Below are 18,563 nucleotides of genomic sequence, written 5' to 3' on the forward strand. Positions count from 1 at the left end.
TCCACTGACCCAAGTGGACGCGTCGAAAGCCGCTGTGCCGTCTCCGGATGGGCAGCGGTTTTTTGTTGACTAGCGTCGCCCCACCCCTGACTGCCCGTCTCTCGATCCCATGCCCCTGCCTCCCCCGCCCAAGTCCCTGGGCAGCCTGCTGAGCCAAGCTGCCACCCCGCCCGCTGCGGTCCCCTCGGCCCCTGCTGCGGCCGCGCGAAAGGTCACGCGCGCCAAGACGGGCCAGGCCGCCTCCGCTTCGCATGAATCCAAGGCACTCGCTACCGAGGCCGTGGTTGCGGCGCCTTCTCCCGCCGCAGACCCGCAGGCGCGCAAAGCCCCGGCGCGAGAGGCCTTGCCGACGACGGGCGACCGCCTGCAGAAGACTCTGCCTTCCAAACGCACCGCAACACGTCCAGAGCCCGCCAAACTCTTCGTCCTCGACACCAATGTGCTGCTGCACGATCCGATGTCGCTCTACCGTTTCGAAGAGCATGACATCTATCTGCCGATGGTCACGCTGGAAGAACTGGACGCACACAAAAAAGGCCTTTCGGAAGTGGCGCGTAACGGGCGCCAAGTCAGCCGCGAGCTGGATGCCCTGGTGGCCGACACGGGCAGCGGCATCGATCAGGGCATCGCCCTGAGCCGCTCCGGTCATGCGGAGGCCAAGGGTCGGCTGTTCTTCCAGACCCGCGCTCACGATGTCGAACTGCCGATCGCCCTGCCCCAGGGCAAGGCCGACAACCAGATTCTGGCCGTGCTGCAAGACCTCACGCATATCCATACCGAGCGGCCCGTGGTGCTGGTGTCCAAGGACATCAATATGCGCGTCAAGGCACGCGCACTCGGCCTGCATGCGGAGGACTACGCCAACGACAAGACGCTCGACGACGCCGATCTGCTCTATACCGGCATGCTGGTGCTGCCGCCCGACTTCTGGGATCGGCAGGCCAAGTCGGTGGAAAGCTGGCAGCAGGGCGGCAACACCTTCTATCGGGTGCAGGGCAAGTTCGTCGGGCAGATGCTCGTCAACCAGGCCGTGTATTGGGAGAGCGGCAGCGCTCCCCCGCTCTACGCACGCGTCAAGGAAATTCGCGCCAATACCGCCGTACTGCAGGTCATGCGCGACCATACGCATCAGAAAAATGCCATCTGGGGCGTCACCGCACGCAACCGGGAGCAGAACTTTGCCCTCAACCTGCTGATGGACCCAGAGGTGGACTTCGTCACCCTGGCCGGGCAGGCCGGCACCGGCAAGACCTTGCTCGCACTGGCCGCCGGCCTCTCTCAGGTGCTCGACGCACGGCGGTACAACGAGATCATCGTGACCCGCGTGACCGTTCCCGTCGGTGAGGACATCGGCTACCTGCCGGGTACTGAGGAAGAAAAGATGGGTCCCTGGATGGGCGCCCTCGACGACAACCTCGAAGTCCTCAACCAGAGCGAAGGTGGCAACGCCGGCGGTGAATGGGGCCGTGCCGCCACTCAAGATCTCATTCGCTCCAAGATCAAGATCAAGAGCATGAACTTCATGCGGGGCCGCACTTTCCTCAACAAATACGTCATCATCGACGAGGCCCAGAATCTCACGCCCAAGCAGATGAAGACGCTCATTACCCGCGCAGGTCCTGGCACCAAGCTGGTCTGCATGGGCAATATCGCCCAGATCGACACGCCCTACCTTACCGAGGGAAGCTCAGGCATGACCTATGTGGTCGATCGCTTCAAGGGCTGGGGGCACAGCGGCCACGTCACCCTGGCCCGCGGCGAACGCAGCCGTCTGGCCGACTACGCCAGCGAAGTGCTGTAAGGCGTCAGGCGCACGGTCGAGAGCACCAGGGCTGCGGCTCTCGGCCCTGGTGCCGCTCAGAATTCGCGCGTCAGGTTCTCGAACCGCGTCAGCGGCTTGAGGAAGGCCAGATGGACTGCGCCGATCGGCCCGTTACGCTGCTTGCCGATGATGACTTCGGCCACCCCGGCGTCTTTCGAGTCTTTGTTGTAGACCTCGTCGCGGTAGATGAAGAGGATCACGTCGGCATCCTGTTCGATGGCTCCCGATTCGCGCAGGTCGCTCATCACGGGGCGCTTGTCAGTACGCTTCTCGAGATCGCGATTGAGCTGGGAAAGCGCGATCACCGGACAGTGCAGTTCCTTGGCCAGGGCCTTGAGCGAGCGCGAAATCTCGGAGATTTCAGTAGCCCGGTTCTCGCCGTCTCGCGACGACGACATGAGCTGCAGGTAATCCACCACGATCAGGCCCAGCCGCCCGCCAAACTGACGGGCCAGACGCCGCGAACGCGCCCGCAGTTCCAGCGGATTGAGTGCCGGGGTTTCATCGATGTGCATGTGCACGTCCTGCAGGCGTTCGATGGTTTCGGGCAGCCGGGTCCACTCGTCCTCGGAGAGCTGGCCGGTACGCAGATGGCTCTGGTCGATGCGGCCCATCGAACCCACCACGCGCAACACCAACTGCGACGCGCCCATTTCCATGCTGAACACGGCCACCGGCAGTTGCTCGTTGATGGCCACGTGTTCGGCAATATTCAGCGAAAACGCTGTCTTGCCCATTGAAGGACGGCCGGCGACGATGACCAAATCGCCAGGCTGCAGTCCCGCGGTCATCCGATCCAGATCGGCAAAGCCCGTGGGCACACCGGTGGTATCGGCACCGCCCCGCTCAGCCAGTTCGCTGACCCGCTTGAGCAGTTCACCCAGCAGACCCTTCATCGACTGGAAGCCCGCAGCGGATTTGGCCCCCTCTTCCGAGATGGCGAAGATGCGCGACTCGGCCTCGTCGAGAATCTGCTGCACGCCCCGCCCTTGCGGGTTGAGCGCATTCTGCGCAATATCGTCGCTGATCGTCACCAGTTGGCGCAGCACCGCTCGCTCGCGCACGATCTCGGCATAACGGCGGATGTTCGCGGCGCTGGGCACGCACTGCGCCAACGAATTCAGATAGGGCAGCCCGCCGCATTCCTCGTGCTTGCCGATGGACTGCAACGCCTCCAGCACGGTGATCACGTCGGCGGGCTTGCTCAGGTTGATCAGATCGGCGATCGCCTGGAAGATGGCCCGGTGCTCGTAGCGGTAGAACTGCGCCGCCACCAATAGATCGGCCACCTTGTCGAAAGCCTGGTTGTCGAGCAGCAGCCCGCCCAACACCGACTGCTCGGCCTCGATGGAGTGCGGCGGTGTGCGAATCGCGTCAATGGCTTGGTCTTGCATGGCGGTCGACGGCGATGGCCGTCCAGAAGGGGAAAAGCGACGCTTTGAATAAAAGCGAAGCTTTCAACAAAAATGACTTGGCATTGTGCCGCACGATGCGACGTCGGTGACGGCGAAGTCGATGACATCGCAGAGACGACAAGGGCCGCATGAGCGGCCCTTGTGCGATTCGGCAGCAGACTGCCGAAGGATCGCCGTAATTACATCGCCTCGGCCTTGACCTGCAGGGTGATGTCGGAAATGACATCGGTATGCAGGGCGATCGAAACCGGATGCTCGCCCGTGGTCTTGACGTGGCCCGCCGGGAAGCGAACCTGAGACTTGTTCACTTCAATGCCTTGCTTGGCCAAGGCATCCGCCACGTCGCCGTGGGTCACGGAGCCGAACAAGCGGCCATCCACGCCGGCCTTCTGCACCAGGGTGATGATCAGGCCATTGAGTTTTTCGCCAGCGGCTTGTGCCTGGGCCAGTTTTTCAGCGGCGAGCTTTTCCATCTCGGCGCGACGCGCCTCGAACTCCGCCATGGCCGCGGCCGTGGCACGGCGCGCCATCTTCTTGGGAATCAGGAAGTTGCGGGCGTAGCCATCCTTGACCTTGACCACGTCACCCAGATTGCCGACGTTCAGAATTTTTTCGAGAAGAATGATTTGCATGTTGTCGTCCCCGGATTAACCCTTGTGCAGGTCGGTGTAGGGCAGCAGCGCCAGAAAGCGCGCGCGCTTGATGGCGGTGTTGAGCTGGCGCTGATAGTGCGCGCTGGTGCCGGTCAGGCGGGCGGGAATGATGCGGGCGTTTTCCGCGATCAGATCCTTGAGCACATCGACATCCTTGTAGTCGATCTGCTCAACCTTGGCGACGGTGAAGCGGCAGAAGCGCTTGCGCTTGAACAGCGAAGACTGCTGGTTGCGACGAGCGCGCTTCGGGTCGTTCTTTTTGTCGAATTTGCGTGGTGGTGCCATGATTTAAACCTCAATGTATTGTGTGACGTGCAACTTCATCTGGCGCGAGCCGCGACGCGATGCACGCAAAAAACCGGATACGTGAAGCTGGACTCCTGGGCTGAGGCGATGCATTTCGCGAGCGATCTTTCCGAACCCGACGCAGGCGATCTGAAGCTGCGTCTCGCAAGGCATGTCTGCCTCGGTCTGGGTCGATTGATGCTGCAGCACGAAATCCAGCGCTTCGATTCCCGCCGGGGTGAACCGCAGTTCGCCACGCTCGGCAAGAATGCCCTGTAGTTCGAGCCGATTGATCAGGCCGTTTGCTCCTGTTGCGCCTTGCGTGCTTCTTCACGCTCGACCTGCTTCATCATGACGGACGGCGCCGTTTCGGCCTTGTCCGTCTTGATCACCAGGCTGCGCAGCACGGCGTCGTTGAACTTGAAGCTGTGCTCAAGTTCACGCAGGGTTTCCAGATCGCACTCGATGTTCATGCAGGCGTAGTGCGCCTTGGCAAGTTTCTGGATGGGATAGGCCAGTTGGCGACGGCCCCAGTCTTCGATCCGGTGGATCTGGCCCGCCTTGGCGGTCACGGCGCTTTTGTAGCGCTCGATCATCGCGGGGACTTGCTCGCTCTGATCCGGGTGGAAAATCAACACAATCTCATAGTGACGCATGCAGATTCCTTCAGTGATGGCGGCACTCGGTCTCTCTTTGGTTTGAGACCGGCGTGCTGTCCTTGTGGATAGAAGCCGCCCGAAAGCGCATGAAGCGTCAATTCCGGAACTTTGTCGGTGCGGCAAGGAGCCCAAGATTATAGACGAATCACCGCCCAGGCCTCAATGTTTGGCCAACTGCTGCCATGTGGCGATCACGGTGTCGGGATTGAGCGAGATCGACGAGATGCCCTGCTCCATCAGCCACTGCGCCAGATCGGGATGATCGGACGGACCTTGCCCGCAGATACCCACATACTTGCCTTCGGCGCGACAGGCGGCGATGGCCTGCGCCAGCAGCACCTTGACGGCCGGGTCCCGCTCGTCGAAGGCTTGCGCCACCAGACCGGAGTCGCGGTCCAGACCCAGGGTGAGCTGGGTCAGATCGTTGGAGCCGATGGAGAATCCATCGAAATACTGCAGAAATTCCTTGGCCAGTACGGCGTTCGACGGCACCTCGCACATCATGATGACCCGCAGACCGTTTTCGCCGCGTTTGAGGCCGTGGCGATCCAGCAGATTGATAACACCCTCAGCCTCTCCGAGCGTGCGAACGAAGGGCACCATGATTTCGACGTTGTCCAGCCCCATCTGCTCGCGCACCCGCTTGAGGGCGATGCACTCCATTTCGAAACTCTGGGCAAAATCCGTCGAGACATAACGCGAAGCCCCACGGAAACCCAGCATGGGATTTTCTTCATCTGGCTCGTAGCGCGAGCCGCCAATGAGCTTCTTGTACTCGTTGGACTTGAAATCGGATAGCCGCACAATGACCGGCTTCGGATAGAACGCCGCGGCAATCGTGGCCACGCCTTCGGCCAGCTTGTCCACATAGAACGCGCGCGGGCTGACATGGCCGCGCGCCACGCTCTCGACCGCCTTCTTCAGATCGCTGTCGATGTTCGGATACTCGAGCACCGCGCGGGGATGCACGCCGATGTTGTTGTTGATGATGAACTCCAGCCGAGCCAGGCCGACCCCCTGATTGGGCACCTGCGAAAAATCGAAGGCCAGAGTGGGATTGCCCACATTCATCATGATCTTCGTCGGCACCTCGGGCATGGCGCCACGGGCCACTTCGGTCACTTCGGTTTCGAGCAGACCGTCATAAATCTGGCCGGTGTCGCCCTGCGCGCAGGACACCGTGACCAGCATGTCGTCCTTGAGCAGATCGGTGGCGTGGCCGCAGCCGACCACGGCGGGAATGCCGAGTTCACGGGCAATGATGGCCGCGTGGCAGGTGCGCCCTCCGCGATTGGTGACGATGGCGGAGGCCTTTTTCATGACCGGCTCCCAATTCGGATCGGTCATATCGGTGACCAGCACGTCGCCCGCCTGCACGAGGTGCATGTCCGCCGTGGAATGCACCACACGCACCGGCCCCGCGCCGATCTTCTGGCCGATGGCACGCCCCGTCACCAGCACGGCGCCCTTGCCCTTGAGGGTGTAGCGCTGTTCGGTACGCGCGTGTCCATTGGACTTCACGGTCTCGGGTCGAGCCTGAAGGATGTACAGGTGGCCGTCGATGCCGTCTTTGCCCCATTCGATGTCCATGGGACGCTGGTAATGCGCCTCGATGGTCATGGCAAAGCGCGCCAGCTCCTGCGCTTCGGCATCGGTCAGGCAGTAGCGATTGCGCAGTTCGGACGGAGTGTCGACCGTTTGCACCAGATGCGGCGAACCCGCCGGCGCAAACTCCATGCGGATGAGCTTGGAGCCCAGATTGCGGCGGATCAGCGCCTCCTTGCCCGCCTTGAGGGTCGGTTTGAACACGTAGAACTCGTCCGGATTCACCGCGCCCTGCACCACCGTCTCACCCAGTCCGTAGGACGCGGTGACGAACACCACATCCGGAAAGCCGGATTCCGTATCGAGCGTGAACATCACGCCCGACACCGCCTTGTCGCTGCGAACCATGCGCTGAATGCCGGCCGACAAGGCCACGTCACTGTGCACAAAACCTTTGTGCACCCGGTAGGAAATCGCCCGGTCGTTGTAGAGCGAGGCGAACACATGCTTGATCTTCTCCAGCACCGCGTCGATGCCGCTCACGTTCAGGTAGCTCTCCTGCTGTCCGGCGAACGAAGCGTCGGGCAAGTCCTCCGCCGTGGCGGACGAGCGCACCGCGAACGAAGCCTCGGGAGCACCCGCGGTGAGGGCGGCATAAGCCTGGCGGACGGCTTGCTCCAGATCGGCCGGGAACGGCGTTTCGAGCACCCACTGGCGAATCTGCGCACCGCAGCGCTCCAGGGCCCGCACATCGTCGGCGTCCAATGACGTCAAGGCCGCGTCGATGCGCTGGTCCAGCCCGCCGGTGCGCAGGAATTGGCGGAAGGCGTGCGCCGTGGTGGCAAAGCCGCCAGGCACCCGTACCCCGCTGCCAGAAAGCTGGCTGATCATCTCCCCAAGCGAGGCATTCTTGCCGCCGACCTGATCGATGTCGCTCATTCGCACATCGTCGAGCCGCAAAATGAGCTCATTTCCGCTGTGGGCGGTGTTTTGTTGGGTCATGATGAAAGTCCTTCATAGAATGAAAAAATGGGGTTCGGCGTGATCTGTGGCGAAAATGACATGTCTTGTTCGGGTTGTTGTCGTCGTCTTCGCAAGTCCCACCGACAATGCGATCCATTCTAGGTTTTGAACGCTGACACATGCCTAACCGCTCGGTTTTTTTCGTCTCGGATGGCACCGGCATCGCCGCAGAGACCTTCGGCAACTCCATCCTGGCGCAGTTTGACGTGCAGCCGCACCGCATCCGCCTGCCCTTCGTCGACACGGTGGAGAAGGCCGTGCACGCGGTCGAGCGCATCAATGAGGTCGAGCGCGCCGAGGGCAAGCCGCCCATCGTCTTCGTCACCCTGGTGCACCCCGATGTGCTCGACATCATTCAAGGCGCACGCGCGCTGGTGCTCGACATGTTCAACAGCTTTGTGCAGCCCCTGGAGGTCGCTTTTGGCGCCAAGTCCAACCATCGGATCGGGCGGTTTTCCGACGCCGCGTACAGCCCGCAGTACCACAATCGCATCGACGCGATCAATTTCTCGCTCATGCACGACGACGGCCAATCCACCCGCAATCTGACCGAGGCCGAAGTCATTCTGGTGGGCGTCTCGCGTTGCGGCAAAACGCCCACTTCGCTCTATCTCGCCATGCAGCACGGCGTCAGGGCGGCGAACTATCCCCTCATTCCCGACGACTTCGAGCGCATGCAACTGCCCGACGGACTCCATGGATTGCGGCACAAGCTGTTCGGGCTGTCCATCACCCCCGAGCGGCTGAGCGAAATCCGCACGGAGCGGCGGCCCAACAGCCGCTATGCGGCACTCGACAACTGCCGCTACGAGGTGAGTGAAGCCGAAAAACTCATGCGGCGCGAGGGCATCCGCTGGCTGTCGTCCACGCACAAATCCATCGAAGAAATCGCCACCACCATCCTGCAGCAGATCCGCCCGGATCGGCTGGAGTATTGAGCCGACCACCATGCACGACGACGAAAAGAACGCCTATCTGCTGGGTTTTGCCTCGACCCAGCAGAAAATTCCGGAGCGTGAGGAGGCGCTGCCCATCGATCCCGATCGGGCGCAGAGCCCCCTCACCGGATTGATGGTCGATGCCGGCACCGATCTGTCGGGGACGATGGCGGCGGACCGGCGGGTACGCATTCTGCCGCTGACCATTCAGTGGCCCGGCCGCTCTCTGCTCGACAAGGGCACGGCCGAAATCCGCACGGTGTCGCGCCAGCTCAGCCACGAACGCATTCGCAGCGCCGAAGTCAGCGCGCCATCGGTCGAAGCCCTGAGCTACCGCATGCACCCGCACCTGGCGCTGAACTTCGACCGGCTGCTGCTGCTCGCCACCCACCCGGCCCTGGTGGACGCCAGCCGCAGTGTGGAGCAGATGCTCAAGGATCATCAGGACGAGATCACGCATCTGCGCCGCGAGCGCCACCTTCGGCCCGACTATGCCTTGCAGGTGATTCCCACCGGCTCGCTGCTGAGTGGGCCTGCCTTGCAGGCGCGGCTGTTGCTGCAGTCCGCTGAAATGCGCATGGGCGAAGTGCCCGGCCTGCTGCGGCTGGCAAAGTCGCTGACCGACCGGACCGAAGTCTGGCTGGCTCCGGGTCATCCAGGCGATGTCGCGCTCACGCTGGGCCGGCTGGAGCATCACGATCTGTCGCCCTGGGTCCAGGCGTGCAGCCCGCGGCTGACCCAGATCATGCACCGCTATCCGGTGCTGAGCTGCAAGGGCGGGAAGTTCGCACTCGAGTCCAGGACCAACAAATGGAAATCAGCCGCGTCCCGGATCATCGAGACGGCGGCGCAGGCCATCGAACAGGGCAGTCTCGGGGCCCCTGCCATTCAGCTCAGCTACGACGGCAGCATTCGCGAGCTGCGCGACTGGCCTGAAATGCAGGCCTTGAAGAAGACGGCGGCCGACCATGAGGTGAAACTTCACGTCACGCATATGAGTCTGGGCGGGCGGGTCTGGGCCTCGGCCCAATCGCTCTCGCTGGCACTCATCCGCAAGGCGGCCGATTGAGAGGCGGCGTCGAGGTTGCTAGCTGAACTGCGACTGACGCACGCCTTCGTAGAGGCAGATGGCCGCAGACGCCGCCACATTGAGCGATTCCACGCCATCGGCCTGGGGGATACGGACCAGGGCGGAGCACTTGGCGACCAGGGCATCGGAAATGCCTTGGCCCTCGTTGCCGAAAATCCAGGTGACCGGCTGCTTCAGATCCAGTTCGTACAGCAGCGTGTCGGCCTGCAGGTGCGTGGCGTAGATCGGGCGCGGGACAATATTGAGCACCTGCTCCCAGGGCGGATCTTCGAAGACGGGAATGACGAAATGCGCCCCCATCGCGGCGCGCAAAACCTTCGGCGACCACACGCCGGCACAGCCCCGCAGCAGGTACACCGCGCCACAACCGGCGGCTGCAGCGGTACGCAGCATGGTGCCGACATTCCCGGCATCCTGCACCCGGTCGAGGATGAGCGCGCTGCCGGCACGCGGCTTGGAGGTCTTGGGACGGGCAATGAGCATGCCGACCGGCGGGCCGTTTTCGACCGCTGTGATCCAGTTGAACAGGGCCTGGTGCAGAACGACAGTCTGTGTCGTGCCGACCCTCTCGACCAGAGCGGCGATTTCCGGGTCGAGCAGGCCGGTGTCCGTCGTGATCAGGGGTTCGGCGGCATGGCCTGCGGCCAGTGCTGCCTCGATGAGATGAATGCCTTCCAGCCAGACTTGACCGAGCTTGCGCACCGCGCCGGGTTCAGTCGAGAGACTGCGGAGGGTCTTGATCAGCGGATTTTCAGCCGAGGTAATGCGCTTCACGACAACGACGTCCTTCAACGAGGGGGAGCCAACAAGCGACGGATGGGAGCGAAACTGCGACGATGGGCAGCGCAGGGCCCCAGTGTAAGCAAAGCCGCACGGTGCGCCGCGGTCCCGTAGCCGCTGTGTTGCTCGAAGCCATAGCCGGGATGCCGCTGCCCCAACGCCGCCATGAGACGGTCGCGGTAAACCTTGGCGATGATGGAGGCCGCACTGATCGCCGGATGCGCCGCATCGCCGCCGACGATGGCCCTGCAGGGCACGGCAACTTTGGGCGTCTGATTGCCGTCGACCAGCAGCAGATCGATTTTGCAGGGCAATGCCGAGACCGCACGTTGCATGGCCAGCATGGTGGCCTGCAGGATGTTGAGCTGATCGATCTCCTCGACCGAGCTTTCGGCGATGCTCCAACCCAGGCTGTGCGCCCGGATCTGCGCATCGAGCGCTTCACGGCGGCGGGGGCTCAAGGCCTTCGAGTCGGCCAGCCCGGTGATGGGACGCGCCGGATCGAGCACGACGGCCGCGGCGACCACAGGCCCGGCCCACGGCCCGCGGCCGACTTCGTCGCAGCCCGCGACCACCGTGACCTGGGCGGACTCTGCCGCCTCGAACAAATCCGCCTGGCTCATGGGCGCGCCATGTCGAGAAGGGCTTGCGCAGCCAGCGCGGCCGTATCGCGCCGCAGGCTCAGGTGCATGTCGCGGAAGCGGTCCTGCAGTTGCTGCAGGACCGCCGGCCGTTCGAGCAATTCACCAGCAGCATCGGCCAGTGCCTGCGGCGTGCATTCATGCTGCAGCAACTCGGGAACCAGGCGCTCACCGGCGAGGATGTTGGGCAGACCGACATCGGGCAGATAGCCCCGACCCGACATCAGTCGATACGACAGCGCAGATAGCCGGTAGCCGATCACCATCGGGCGCTTGTACAAGGCGCATTCCAGCGTGGCCGTGCCACTGGCGACCAAGGCCAGATCGCAGGCCGCCATGACCTGGTGCGACTGGCCATCGACCAGCTGCAGCGGCAGATCCGGATGGTGCGAGGCGGCCTGCAGCACCATCGGCTTCAAGCCGGGATGGGCAATGGGCACGACGACTTGCGACATCAAGCCTCGCTTCACCAACAGGGCCGCCGCCTCCAGAAAAGGGGCCATGAGGTGTTTGACCTCAGCCCTGCGGCTTCCCGGCAGCACCGCGAGGCAGTGTCCCTGAGCGGGCAGGCCCAGGGCAAGCCGGGCTGTCTCGCGGTCGGGGTCGAGCGGAATCACTTCGGCCAGAGGGTGGCCGATGTAGGTCGCTTTGACCCCGGTATCCGCATAGATCGCGGGCTCGAAGGGAAAGACGCAGAGCATGTGATCGACGGCCTGGCGGATCAGGTCGATGCGCTCGCGCCGCCAAGCCCAGATCGAGGGACTGACGAGATGGGCCACCGGAATACCGGCCTCGCGCAGGCGGCGTTCAAGCTGCAGGTTGAAGTCGGGCGCATCGACCCCGACGAACAGCGCTGGCGGATCGGCCAGCAGACGCTGGCGCAGCCGCCTTCGCATCCACAGCAGTTCGGGCAGACGCGTCAGGACGTCGGCATAGCCGTTCACCGCGAGCCGTTCACTCTGCCACCAGGCATCGAAGCCGGCGTCCTGCATGCGCGGACCGCCGATGCCCACCGTGCTGAGCGCGGGCACCCGATGATGCAGGGCCCGCAGAACATGCCCGGCCAGCAGGTCGCCCGAGGATTCTCCGGCGACAAAGGCCAATGTCCGGGTGTTCATACCCGCTCAGGGACGGACGATGCCGCGACCGGAGTCGGCCAGAAAGGTCTGCATTACGGCCAGCGCGTCGGCTGCGTGCGGTCGCGCGCCCATCAGATCGGACAGGGCGGCACGGGCCTGCTCCAGGGTCAGGCCCTGGCGGTAGAGGGACCGATACGCCGCGCGCAAAGCCGTGATCTGATCGGGGGTGAATCCCCTGCGCCGCAGACCTTCCGAATTGATGCCGTGAGGCACCGCCGGATTGCCGGCCACCAGGGTGTAAGGCGGCACGTCCTGCAGGACGACCGAGCTGATGCCGGTCATCACATGGGCGCCGATGCGCACGAACTGGTGGGCGCCGGTGTAGCCCCCCAGCACGGCCCAGTCACCGACCTGGACGTGGCCCGCCAACTGCGCATTGTTGGCAAAGGTCGTGTGGTTGCCGACCTGGCAATCGTGCGCAATGTGCACGTAAGCCATGATCCAGTTGTCGTGCCCGACCCGGGTGACGCCCCCATCCTGCACCGTGCCAACATGCAGGGTGCAGTACTCGCGGATCACATTGCGGTCGCCGATCTCCAGGGCCGTGTCTTCGCCCCTGAACTTCTTGTCCTGGGGCTCGCCACCGATCACGCTGAACGGATGCAGCCGGTTGTCGGCCCCGATATGGGTTCGTCCCTCGACGATGACATGGGCTCCCACCCGGGTACCGGCGCCGATGCGCACTTGGCGGCCGATCAAGGCATAAGGGCCGATCTCGACATCGTCGGCGATATCCGCATCCGGATCGACCTGGGCCGTGGAATGAATCTTGGGCATACTGGACTCAGGACACGCTCACGCTGCGCTCGGTACACATCAATTCGGCCTGGGCAACCACACGCCCTTCGACCGAGGCCTCCGCCGTGAACTTGTAGATACCCCGCATATTGCGGGTCATCTCCACGTAGAGGTGAAGCTGATCGCCGGGAACGACCGGTTGCTTGAAGCGCGCGTTGTCGATGCCCACGAGGTAATACAGCGACCCTTGTGCAGGCGTCTTGCCCACCGATCCGAACGCCAGAATGCCCGAAGCCTGCGCCAGCGCCTCCAGGATCAGCACCCCTGGCATGATGGGCTTCTGCGGGAAATGGCCGGTGAAGAACGGCTCGTTGATGGTGACGTTCTTGTAGGCCTTGATGTATTTTCCATTGACCTGCTCGACCACGCGATCGACGAGCAGCATGGGGTAGCGATGCGGGAGCAGTTCAAGAATCTGGGTGATGTCGTGCGTGGTCGTCATGTCGAAGGTTCTGATTTCAAAGACTCAATGTGTTGTTCAAGATGGCGAACGCGGTCTCGCAGTTGATGCAACTGGCGCACGGTGGCCGCGTTGCGCTCCCAGTTCGCATGCGTGTCCAGCGGAAAGGCGCCGGTGTACATGCCGGGCTGCCGCACCGATCGAGAGACCAGCGACATGCCGCCAATGACCACGCCGTCCGCAATGCTCAGATGACCCGCGATGCCGACGCCCCCACCGATAAAGCAATAAGCCCCGATCTCCGCACTGCCCGACACACCGACACAGCCCGCGAGCGCGGTATGCGCACCAATGCGCACGTTGTGCGCGATCTGCACCAGATTGTCGATCTTCACCCCTGTGCCGATCTCGGTGTTGTCGAGCGCGCCGCGGTCGATGGTGCTGTTGGCGCCCACCTCCACATCGTCTCCCAGCACCGCGATGCCGACCTGGGCGATCTTGACGCCGGCGCCGCTGGCGTCGCGGGCGTAACCAAAGCCGTCGCTGCCGACCATGGCACCCGTCTGCAGCACGCAACGCGCGCCCAGACGGCATCCCCAAGCCACACTGCTGCGGGGATGCAGGACAGAGCCAGGCCCGATGACCGCGTCGCGGCCCACAAAACACCCTGCCCCGATATGCGCGCCCTCAGCAATGTCGGCACCCGCCTCGATGACAGCAAAGGCATCGAGGCGGGCCCGGGGCGAAACGCGGGCTGTGGAGTCGATCTGCGCCGTGGCATGGCAGCCAGGTTGAAACGCCGGCTGCCGCAGCGCCCAGAACCACTGCGACAAGCGCGCGTAGTACAGGTAGGGATCTGCGGTGTAGATCGCGTTGCCCGATTTCGGCAAAGCGCCTCGCAGCGACTCCGGCAGGATGACCGCCGCGGCATCGGTCTCGGCCAGTTGCGGCCGCAGCCGGTCACGATTCAGGAAAGTGATGTCGGCCTGCGTTGCCGAGGCCAGGGGTCGAAGGCGTTGAACGACGGCCTGCCCGTTTCCAACAAGCTCACCGCCGAGGCGTGCGGCGATCTGATCGAGCGTCAGGCCATCCATGGATCCGCCAGCCGCCGACATGGTCGACCGGCTCACTTGCCCGACTGAGCATCCAGCGCCTTGAGCACCTTGTCGGTGATATCGATGCGCGGATTCACGTAAACCGCTTCCTGGAAGATGATGTCGTAGTGGTCTTTCTGCGCAATATCGCGCACGACCTTGTTGGCCTTGTCGAGCACCGAAGCCAGCGCCTCGTTGCGGCGGGCATTGAGGTCTTCCGAGAACTCGCGCTGCCGACGCTGGAACTCGCGGTTCATGTCCACGAGATTCTGTTGCGCCTTGGCGCGGTCGGCATCGGACATCACTGGACCGTTCTTCTCCAGGCTGTCATTGGTCGCCTTGATCTTGGCGGCCATGTCCTGCAGTTCCTTGTCCCGCTTGGAGAACTCGGCCTCCAGCTTTTGCTGAGCGGCCTTGGCCAGGGTGGAATCCTTCAAGACTCGCTCAGTGTTGATAAAACCGATCTTGAACGGTGCGTTGGCCGAAGTGCCTGCAGCAGGGACCGTCGTCTGCGCCATGACCGGCGAGCAGGCCCAGAAGGCGGTCGCGCAGACCGCGGCCAGGAGAGTGCGTGAGAGGGTGTGGAATTTCATGGAAATCAAAGGTGGTTAGAAACCGGCGCCCACCGTGAACTGGAAGCGCTGGAGTTTATCGGTGGACTTGTAGCGAACCGGCTTGGCCAGACTGAACTTCAACGGACCAATGGGCGAAATCCAGGACACGCCGATACCGACGGACGAACGCATATCGCTCAGACTGACCTTCTGGTTCTCGCCCCAGACATAGCCGTTGTCATTGAAGAACGACATCCGCAGCGATTTGTCGGCCCCCGTGCCGGGGAAAGGAAACTGATACTCGAAATCGGCAATCACCATCTTGGCCCCCCCCAGGGCGTTGCCCTGGGCATCCTGCGGGCCCAGCGAGCTTTGCTCGAAACCGCGCACCGTGCCGATGCCTCCTGCGTAGAGATTCTTGAACACCGGCAGCGGACGACCGTTCAACCCGTGCGCATAACCCAGCAGACCGTTGAAGGCGAGGTTGGTGTTGCGCGTGATCGGCAGATATTGCTGGTACTGATAGGTCACACGGTCGTAGCGCAGGGTGCTGAACGGGCTGATCTCGAAGCTCAGACGCTGATAGCGGCCGTCGGTCGGCACCAGGGCGCTGTTGCGGCTGTCGCGCTGCCAGCCTATGGTCAGCGGAACACCGGTGGACGTTTTGCCAAACTCGTTGACGTAAGCAATGTAAGACGCTGGCGCACCGGGCGCGAGATCCAGGGTGTAGCGCTCAAGCCCTACGCCGAAGAACACCCGATCGACTTCGGTAAACGGAATGCCGAACTGCAGGTTGAATCCCGGCGTGACGATCTTGTAGTTGTCACCCTGACTGGTGTAAGGCTGGATGGTGCGGTAATACGCATTCACCGTGCGGCTGATGCCGTCTTCGGTGAAATACGGATTCGTGCTCGACACCGACAAGGTGCGGTAATAGCTCGACGTATTGAAGTCGACCGCGAGATTGTTGCCGCTGCCAAAAATATTGTCCTGACTGATGCCGGCGTTGAACGACAGCTTGTCCGCGCTTGAAAAGCCCACGCCCAGAGACAAGCTGCCCGTGGGTTTCTCCTCCACGTTCATGTCGAGATCGACCTGATCGTTGGTGCCAGGCACTTCGCGCGGCTGCAGCGTCACGTCCTTGAAATAGCCCAGACGATCCACCCGATCGCGCGAGAGCTTGATCCGGTCGGAGTCGTACCAGGAGTCTTCGAACTGCCGGAACTCGCGCCGGATCACTTCGTCGCGCGTACGGCTGTTGCCTGCAACGTCGATGCGGCGCACGTAGATGCGCTTGCCCGGATCAGCCGTGATGGTGAAGGCGACCTGATCGGTCTGCCGGTCGATCACCGGCTTGGACTCGACCCGTGCAAACGCATAGCCATACACCCCGAACTGATTGGTGATCGCCTTGACGCTGTCGTTCAGAGCCTGGGCGCTGTAGGTTTCGCCCGGTTTGAGCTTGACCAGGGCCCGGAACTCGTTGTCCTGCCCGAGATAATTGCCCGCGAGCTGATAGCCGGAGACCGTGAACTTCGGCCCTTCATGCACGTTGACCGTGATGTAGATGCCGTCCTTGTTGGGCGACAGGGCCACCTGCGTGGAGTCGATGCGGAAGTCGAGATAGCCCCGATCCTGGTAGTACGAACGCAGAGTCTCCAGATCGGTGTTGAGCTTGGCCTTGGAATACTGATCGTCCTTGGTGTACCAACTCAGCCAGCCGGGGGTGCTCAGCGTGAACAGATCGCGCAGTGCACCCTCGCTGTACACCTTGTTGCCGACGATGCGAATGGCGCGGATCTTCGCGATCTGCCCTTCGACCACGGTGAACAACACATTCACCCGATTGCGCGGCAGCGGCGTGGTCGTGACGTTGACCTCCGTGCCGTAAAACCCTTTGGCGAGATATTGCTGCTTGAGCTCCTGAACCGCCTGATCGATCAGCGCCTGATCGTAGGGTCGGGCCTCGGCAAGGCCGACGGAGGCCAGCGCGGTGGTCAGCGCCTTTTTCTCGAACTCCTTGGTCCCGGCAAATTCGACACCCGCGATGGTCGGACGCTCCTCGACGACGATGGTCACGATATCGTCGTTCGTCTCGATGCGTACGTTCTTGAAAAGACCCGTAGCGAACAGCGCGCGGATGGCGGCCGCCCCGTTCTCGGGGGTATAGGACTCACCCACCCGGAACGGCAGATAGCTGAAGACGGTACCCGGCTCGGTTCTTTGCAGACCATCGACCCGGATGTCCTTGATGGTGAAAGATTCAGCTGCGTGTGCTTGCACGCCTGCAACAGCGATCACAACCGCCGTCGCACAACGAAGTGCGGGAGAAAACCTCAAATTGACCTCGAGCTGGATTAGTGCATCTGGCCGAGCAAGCGTGCCAGATCGTTGTAGAGGGCGATGGCCATCATCATGGCGATGACCACGAGACCGCCTTGCTGCAGCCTTTCCTGCCAGCGCTGCGAGACGCTGCGGCGGGTCAATCCCTCGTACGCATAATACAGGAGATGCCCCCCGTCCAGAACGGGCAGAGGCAGCAGATTGAGCACACCAAGACTCACGCTGACGACGGCCAAAAAGCTGAGGTAAGCCACCCATCCCAATTCGGCGCTCTTGCCCGCGTAATCAGCAATTGTGACCGGGCCGCTGAGGTTCTGCAGGGAGGCCTGTCCTATCACCATGCGCCCCAGCGTCTTCAAGGTGAGCACCGAAAGCTCCCAGGTGCGCTGCGCCCCATCCTGCAAGGCCTGCAACGGGTTGCGCTCGATCTTCACCATGGGCACTTCGCCCCCCAGCATGGCCTCGATGCGCCAGACAGACTTGCCCTCGACCGCCACGGCCTTGGGCTGAAGACGGGTCTGAAACACGCGACCATCGCGCCGGACATCCAGCTGCAGCGCCTTGCCCGCCGAGGTTTGAATGGCCTTCATCAAACCGTCGGCGGTGGCGATGGGCTGGCCATCCACCGCGGTGATCAGGTCACCCGCGCGCAGGCCGCTGATCTGCGCAGGTCCGCCAGCGACCACCTCGCGAATCTCTGCCGGCGGGCTCTGCAGATGCAAGCCGAAGTTCGTCAGAAAACCCGCGCTTTCCGCCGCGCGCATGCTGGACGAGAAATCCAGGGGTATCTCGTGTTGGGGCCCGCCCGGGGCGCGCTCAACGATGAGCCCGATGCGCTCGCCGCTCATGGCGGCATTCAATAGCGTCCAACGCAAACCCGTCCAGCTCTGCACGGCTTCCTGCCGTCGGTCCTGGACAAGGGCTACCACGCGCTCGCCGCCCTGGACGCCGACCCTGGCGGCGGTCGACTGGGCAGGCGGCACTCCCAGAATGGCGACCGGTTCCCGAACACCAGCCAGCGCCACGACGGCAAACAGGACCACGGCAAGCAGTAGATTGGCGGCTGGCCCAGCCGCGACGATGGCCGCGCGTCTCGATAGGCTCTGCCGGTTGAAGGCCCGCGGCAGGTCGCGTTCGGCGACTTCGCCTTCGCGTTCATCGAGCATCTTCACGTAGCCGCCCAGGGGAATCGACGACAAAGTGAATGCCGTTCTGTCGGCACCCCGCGTCCAGCGCAGCAGCGGCTTGCCGAAGCCAATGGAGAACCGCAGCACCTTGACCCCACAGGCCACCGCGACGCGGTAGTGCCCGTACTCATGGATGGTGATGAGCAGGCCTAGTGCGAAAGCAAACGCCAGCAGGGTGATGAGCAGGTTCATGGTCT

The 18,563-nt window shown here is 63.0% G+C and carries 18 protein-coding genes; 3 read left to right on the forward strand and 15 right to left on the reverse strand.

Annotated features, from left to right (window positions below; genetic code table 11):
- Positions 1-109: 109 nt before the first annotated feature.
- Complete coding sequence (locus tag BVH73_RS02315; RefSeq protein ID WP_079415730.1) at positions 110-1,801, forward strand: PhoH family protein; 1,692 nt, start codon at positions 110-112, stop codon at positions 1,799-1,801.
- Positions 1,802-1,857: 56 nt separating this feature from the next.
- On the opposite strand, the gene dnaB is transcribed toward BVH73_RS02315, so the two are convergent.
- From dnaB to ppsA, 6 genes are all read right to left on the reverse strand, one after another.
- The gene (dnaB, locus tag BVH73_RS02320) at positions 1,858-3,216 is read right to left on the reverse strand and encodes a replicative DNA helicase (protein WP_079415732.1); all 1,359 of its coding nucleotides are present in this window, start codon (positions 3,214-3,216) and stop codon (positions 1,858-1,860) included.
- 200 nt (positions 3,217-3,416) lie between these two features.
- On the reverse strand, positions 3,417-3,869 hold the full coding sequence (gene rplI, locus BVH73_RS02325) for a 50S ribosomal protein L9 (RefSeq protein ID WP_079415734.1): 453 nt from the start codon (positions 3,867-3,869) through the stop codon (positions 3,417-3,419).
- 15 nt (positions 3,870-3,884) lie between these two features.
- Positions 3,885-4,175: a 30S ribosomal protein S18 gene (rpsR, locus tag BVH73_RS02330; protein ID WP_013106369.1), complete on the reverse strand. Its 291-nt coding sequence runs from the start codon at positions 4,173-4,175 to the stop codon at positions 3,885-3,887.
- A 3-nt stretch (positions 4,176-4,178) separates the two neighbouring features.
- Positions 4,179-4,472: a primosomal replication protein N gene (gene priB, locus BVH73_RS02335; protein WP_342746334.1), complete on the reverse strand. Its 294-nt coding sequence runs from the start codon at positions 4,470-4,472 to the stop codon at positions 4,179-4,181.
- On the reverse strand, positions 4,469-4,831 hold the full coding sequence (rpsF, locus tag BVH73_RS02340) for a 30S ribosomal protein S6 (RefSeq protein WP_079415738.1): 363 nt from the start codon (positions 4,829-4,831) through the stop codon (positions 4,469-4,471). The genes priB and rpsF overlap by 4 nt, the downstream gene beginning before the upstream one ends.
- Positions 4,832-4,993: 162 nt before the next feature.
- Positions 4,994-7,381: a phosphoenolpyruvate synthase gene (gene ppsA / locus BVH73_RS02345; RefSeq protein ID WP_079415740.1), complete on the reverse strand. Its 2,388-nt coding sequence runs from the start codon at positions 7,379-7,381 to the stop codon at positions 4,994-4,996.
- Positions 7,382-7,521: 140 nt separating this feature from the next.
- On the opposite strand from ppsA, the gene ppsR reads away from it, so the two are divergent.
- Both ppsR and BVH73_RS02355 read left to right on the forward strand, forming a co-directional pair.
- A complete protein-coding gene (gene ppsR / locus BVH73_RS02350) occupies positions 7,522-8,340 on the forward strand; it encodes a posphoenolpyruvate synthetase regulatory kinase/phosphorylase PpsR (protein WP_079415742.1) in 819 nt (272 codons plus the stop codon).
- Positions 8,341-8,350: 10 nt separating this feature from the next.
- Positions 8,351-9,409, forward strand: coding sequence for a DegV family protein (locus BVH73_RS02355; protein ID WP_079415744.1), 1,059 nt, complete (start codon positions 8,351-8,353; stop codon positions 9,407-9,409).
- Between the two features lie 18 nt (positions 9,410-9,427).
- On the opposite strand, the gene BVH73_RS02360 is transcribed toward BVH73_RS02355, so the two are convergent.
- The 9 genes from BVH73_RS02360 to rseP all read right to left on the reverse strand — a co-directional run bounded on the left by BVH73_RS02360 (position 9,428) and on the right by rseP (position 18,558).
- Positions 9,428-10,204 carry a TrmH family RNA methyltransferase gene (locus tag BVH73_RS02360; protein WP_079415746.1) on the reverse strand — a complete coding sequence of 259 codons (777 nt, stop codon included), beginning with the start codon at positions 10,202-10,204 and terminating at the stop codon, positions 9,428-9,430.
- A gap of 14 nt (positions 10,205-10,218) precedes the next feature.
- Positions 10,219-10,833, reverse strand: a complete 615-nt coding sequence (rnhB, locus tag BVH73_RS02365; RefSeq protein ID WP_079415748.1) for a ribonuclease HII — start codon at positions 10,831-10,833, stop codon at positions 10,219-10,221.
- Positions 10,830-11,969 (reverse strand): lipid-A-disaccharide synthase, encoded by a 1,140-nt coding sequence (gene lpxB / locus BVH73_RS02370; protein WP_079415750.1) that lies wholly within the window; start codon positions 11,967-11,969, stop codon positions 10,830-10,832. Before lpxB ends, rnhB begins: the two co-directional genes overlap by 4 nt.
- Positions 11,970-11,975: 6 nt before the next feature.
- A complete protein-coding gene (gene lpxA / locus BVH73_RS02375; protein ID WP_079415752.1) occupies positions 11,976-12,767 on the reverse strand; it encodes an acyl-ACP--UDP-N-acetylglucosamine O-acyltransferase in 792 nt (263 codons plus the stop codon).
- A 7-nt stretch (positions 12,768-12,774) separates the two neighbouring features.
- Positions 12,775-13,230 (reverse strand): 3-hydroxyacyl-ACP dehydratase FabZ, encoded by a 456-nt coding sequence (gene fabZ / locus BVH73_RS02380; protein ID WP_079415754.1) that lies wholly within the window; start codon positions 13,228-13,230, stop codon positions 12,775-12,777.
- Positions 13,227-14,282 carry a UDP-3-O-(3-hydroxymyristoyl)glucosamine N-acyltransferase gene (lpxD, locus tag BVH73_RS02385; protein ID WP_079415757.1) on the reverse strand — a complete coding sequence of 352 codons (1,056 nt, stop codon included), beginning with the start codon at positions 14,280-14,282 and terminating at the stop codon, positions 13,227-13,229. The genes fabZ and lpxD overlap by 4 nt, the downstream gene beginning before the upstream one ends.
- A gap of 32 nt (positions 14,283-14,314) precedes the next feature.
- The gene (locus BVH73_RS02390; RefSeq protein ID WP_079420245.1) at positions 14,315-14,800 is read right to left on the reverse strand and encodes an OmpH/Skp family outer membrane protein; all 486 of its coding nucleotides are present in this window, start codon (positions 14,798-14,800) and stop codon (positions 14,315-14,317) included.
- Positions 14,801-14,890: 90 nt separating this feature from the next.
- The gene (bamA, locus tag BVH73_RS02395) at positions 14,891-17,194 is read right to left on the reverse strand and encodes an outer membrane protein assembly factor BamA (protein ID WP_425444134.1); all 2,304 of its coding nucleotides are present in this window, start codon (positions 17,192-17,194) and stop codon (positions 14,891-14,893) included.
- Positions 17,194-18,558, reverse strand: a complete 1,365-nt coding sequence (gene rseP, locus BVH73_RS02400; RefSeq protein WP_079415761.1) for an RIP metalloprotease RseP — start codon at positions 18,556-18,558, stop codon at positions 17,194-17,196. Before rseP ends, bamA begins: the two co-directional genes overlap by 1 nt.
- Positions 18,559-18,563 lie beyond the last annotated feature (5 nt).

This window comes from Thiomonas intermedia (assembly GCF_002028405.1).
GTDB lineage: Bacteria > Pseudomonadota > Gammaproteobacteria > Burkholderiales > Burkholderiaceae_C > Thiomonas > Thiomonas intermedia.

Coding starts and splice junctions, on each gene's coding strand:
- BVH73_RS02315 (WP_079415730.1), top strand. CDS start 110: ATGCCCCTGCCTCCCCCGCCCAAGTCCCTGGGCAGCCTGCTGAGCCAA.
- dnaB (WP_079415732.1), bottom strand. CDS start 3,216: ATGCAAGACCAAGCCATTGACGCGATTCGCACACCGCCGCACTCCATC.
- rplI (WP_079415734.1), bottom strand. CDS start 3,869: ATGCAAATCATTCTTCTCGAAAAAATTCTGAACGTCGGCAATCTGGGT.
- rpsR (WP_013106369.1), bottom strand. CDS start 4,175: ATGGCACCACCACGCAAATTCGACAAAAAGAACGACCCGAAGCGCGCT.
- rpsF (WP_079415738.1), bottom strand. CDS start 4,831: ATGCGTCACTATGAGATTGTGTTGATTTTCCACCCGGATCAGAGCGAG.
- ppsA (WP_079415740.1), bottom strand. CDS start 7,381: ATGACCCAACAAAACACCGCCCACAGCGGAAATGAGCTCATTTTGCGG.
- ppsR (WP_079415742.1), top strand. CDS start 7,522: ATGCCTAACCGCTCGGTTTTTTTCGTCTCGGATGGCACCGGCATCGCC.
- BVH73_RS02355 (WP_079415744.1), top strand. CDS start 8,351: ATGCACGACGACGAAAAGAACGCCTATCTGCTGGGTTTTGCCTCGACC.
- rnhB (WP_079415748.1), bottom strand. CDS start 10,833: ATGAGCCAGGCGGATTTGTTCGAGGCGGCAGAGTCCGCCCAGGTCACG.
- lpxB (WP_079415750.1), bottom strand. CDS start 11,969: ATGAACACCCGGACATTGGCCTTTGTCGCCGGAGAATCCTCGGGCGAC.
- lpxA (WP_079415752.1), bottom strand. CDS start 12,767: ATGCCCAAGATTCATTCCACGGCCCAGGTCGATCCGGATGCGGATATC.
- fabZ (WP_079415754.1), bottom strand. CDS start 13,230: ATGACGACCACGCACGACATCACCCAGATTCTTGAACTGCTCCCGCAT.
- lpxD (WP_079415757.1), bottom strand. CDS start 14,282: ATGGATGGCCTGACGCTCGATCAGATCGCCGCACGCCTCGGCGGTGAG.
- BVH73_RS02390 (WP_079420245.1), bottom strand. CDS start 14,800: ATGGCGCAGACGACGGTCCCTGCTGCAGGCACTTCGGCCAACGCACCG.
- rseP (WP_079415761.1), bottom strand. CDS start 18,558: ATGAACCTGCTCATCACCCTGCTGGCGTTTGCTTTCGCACTAGGCCTG.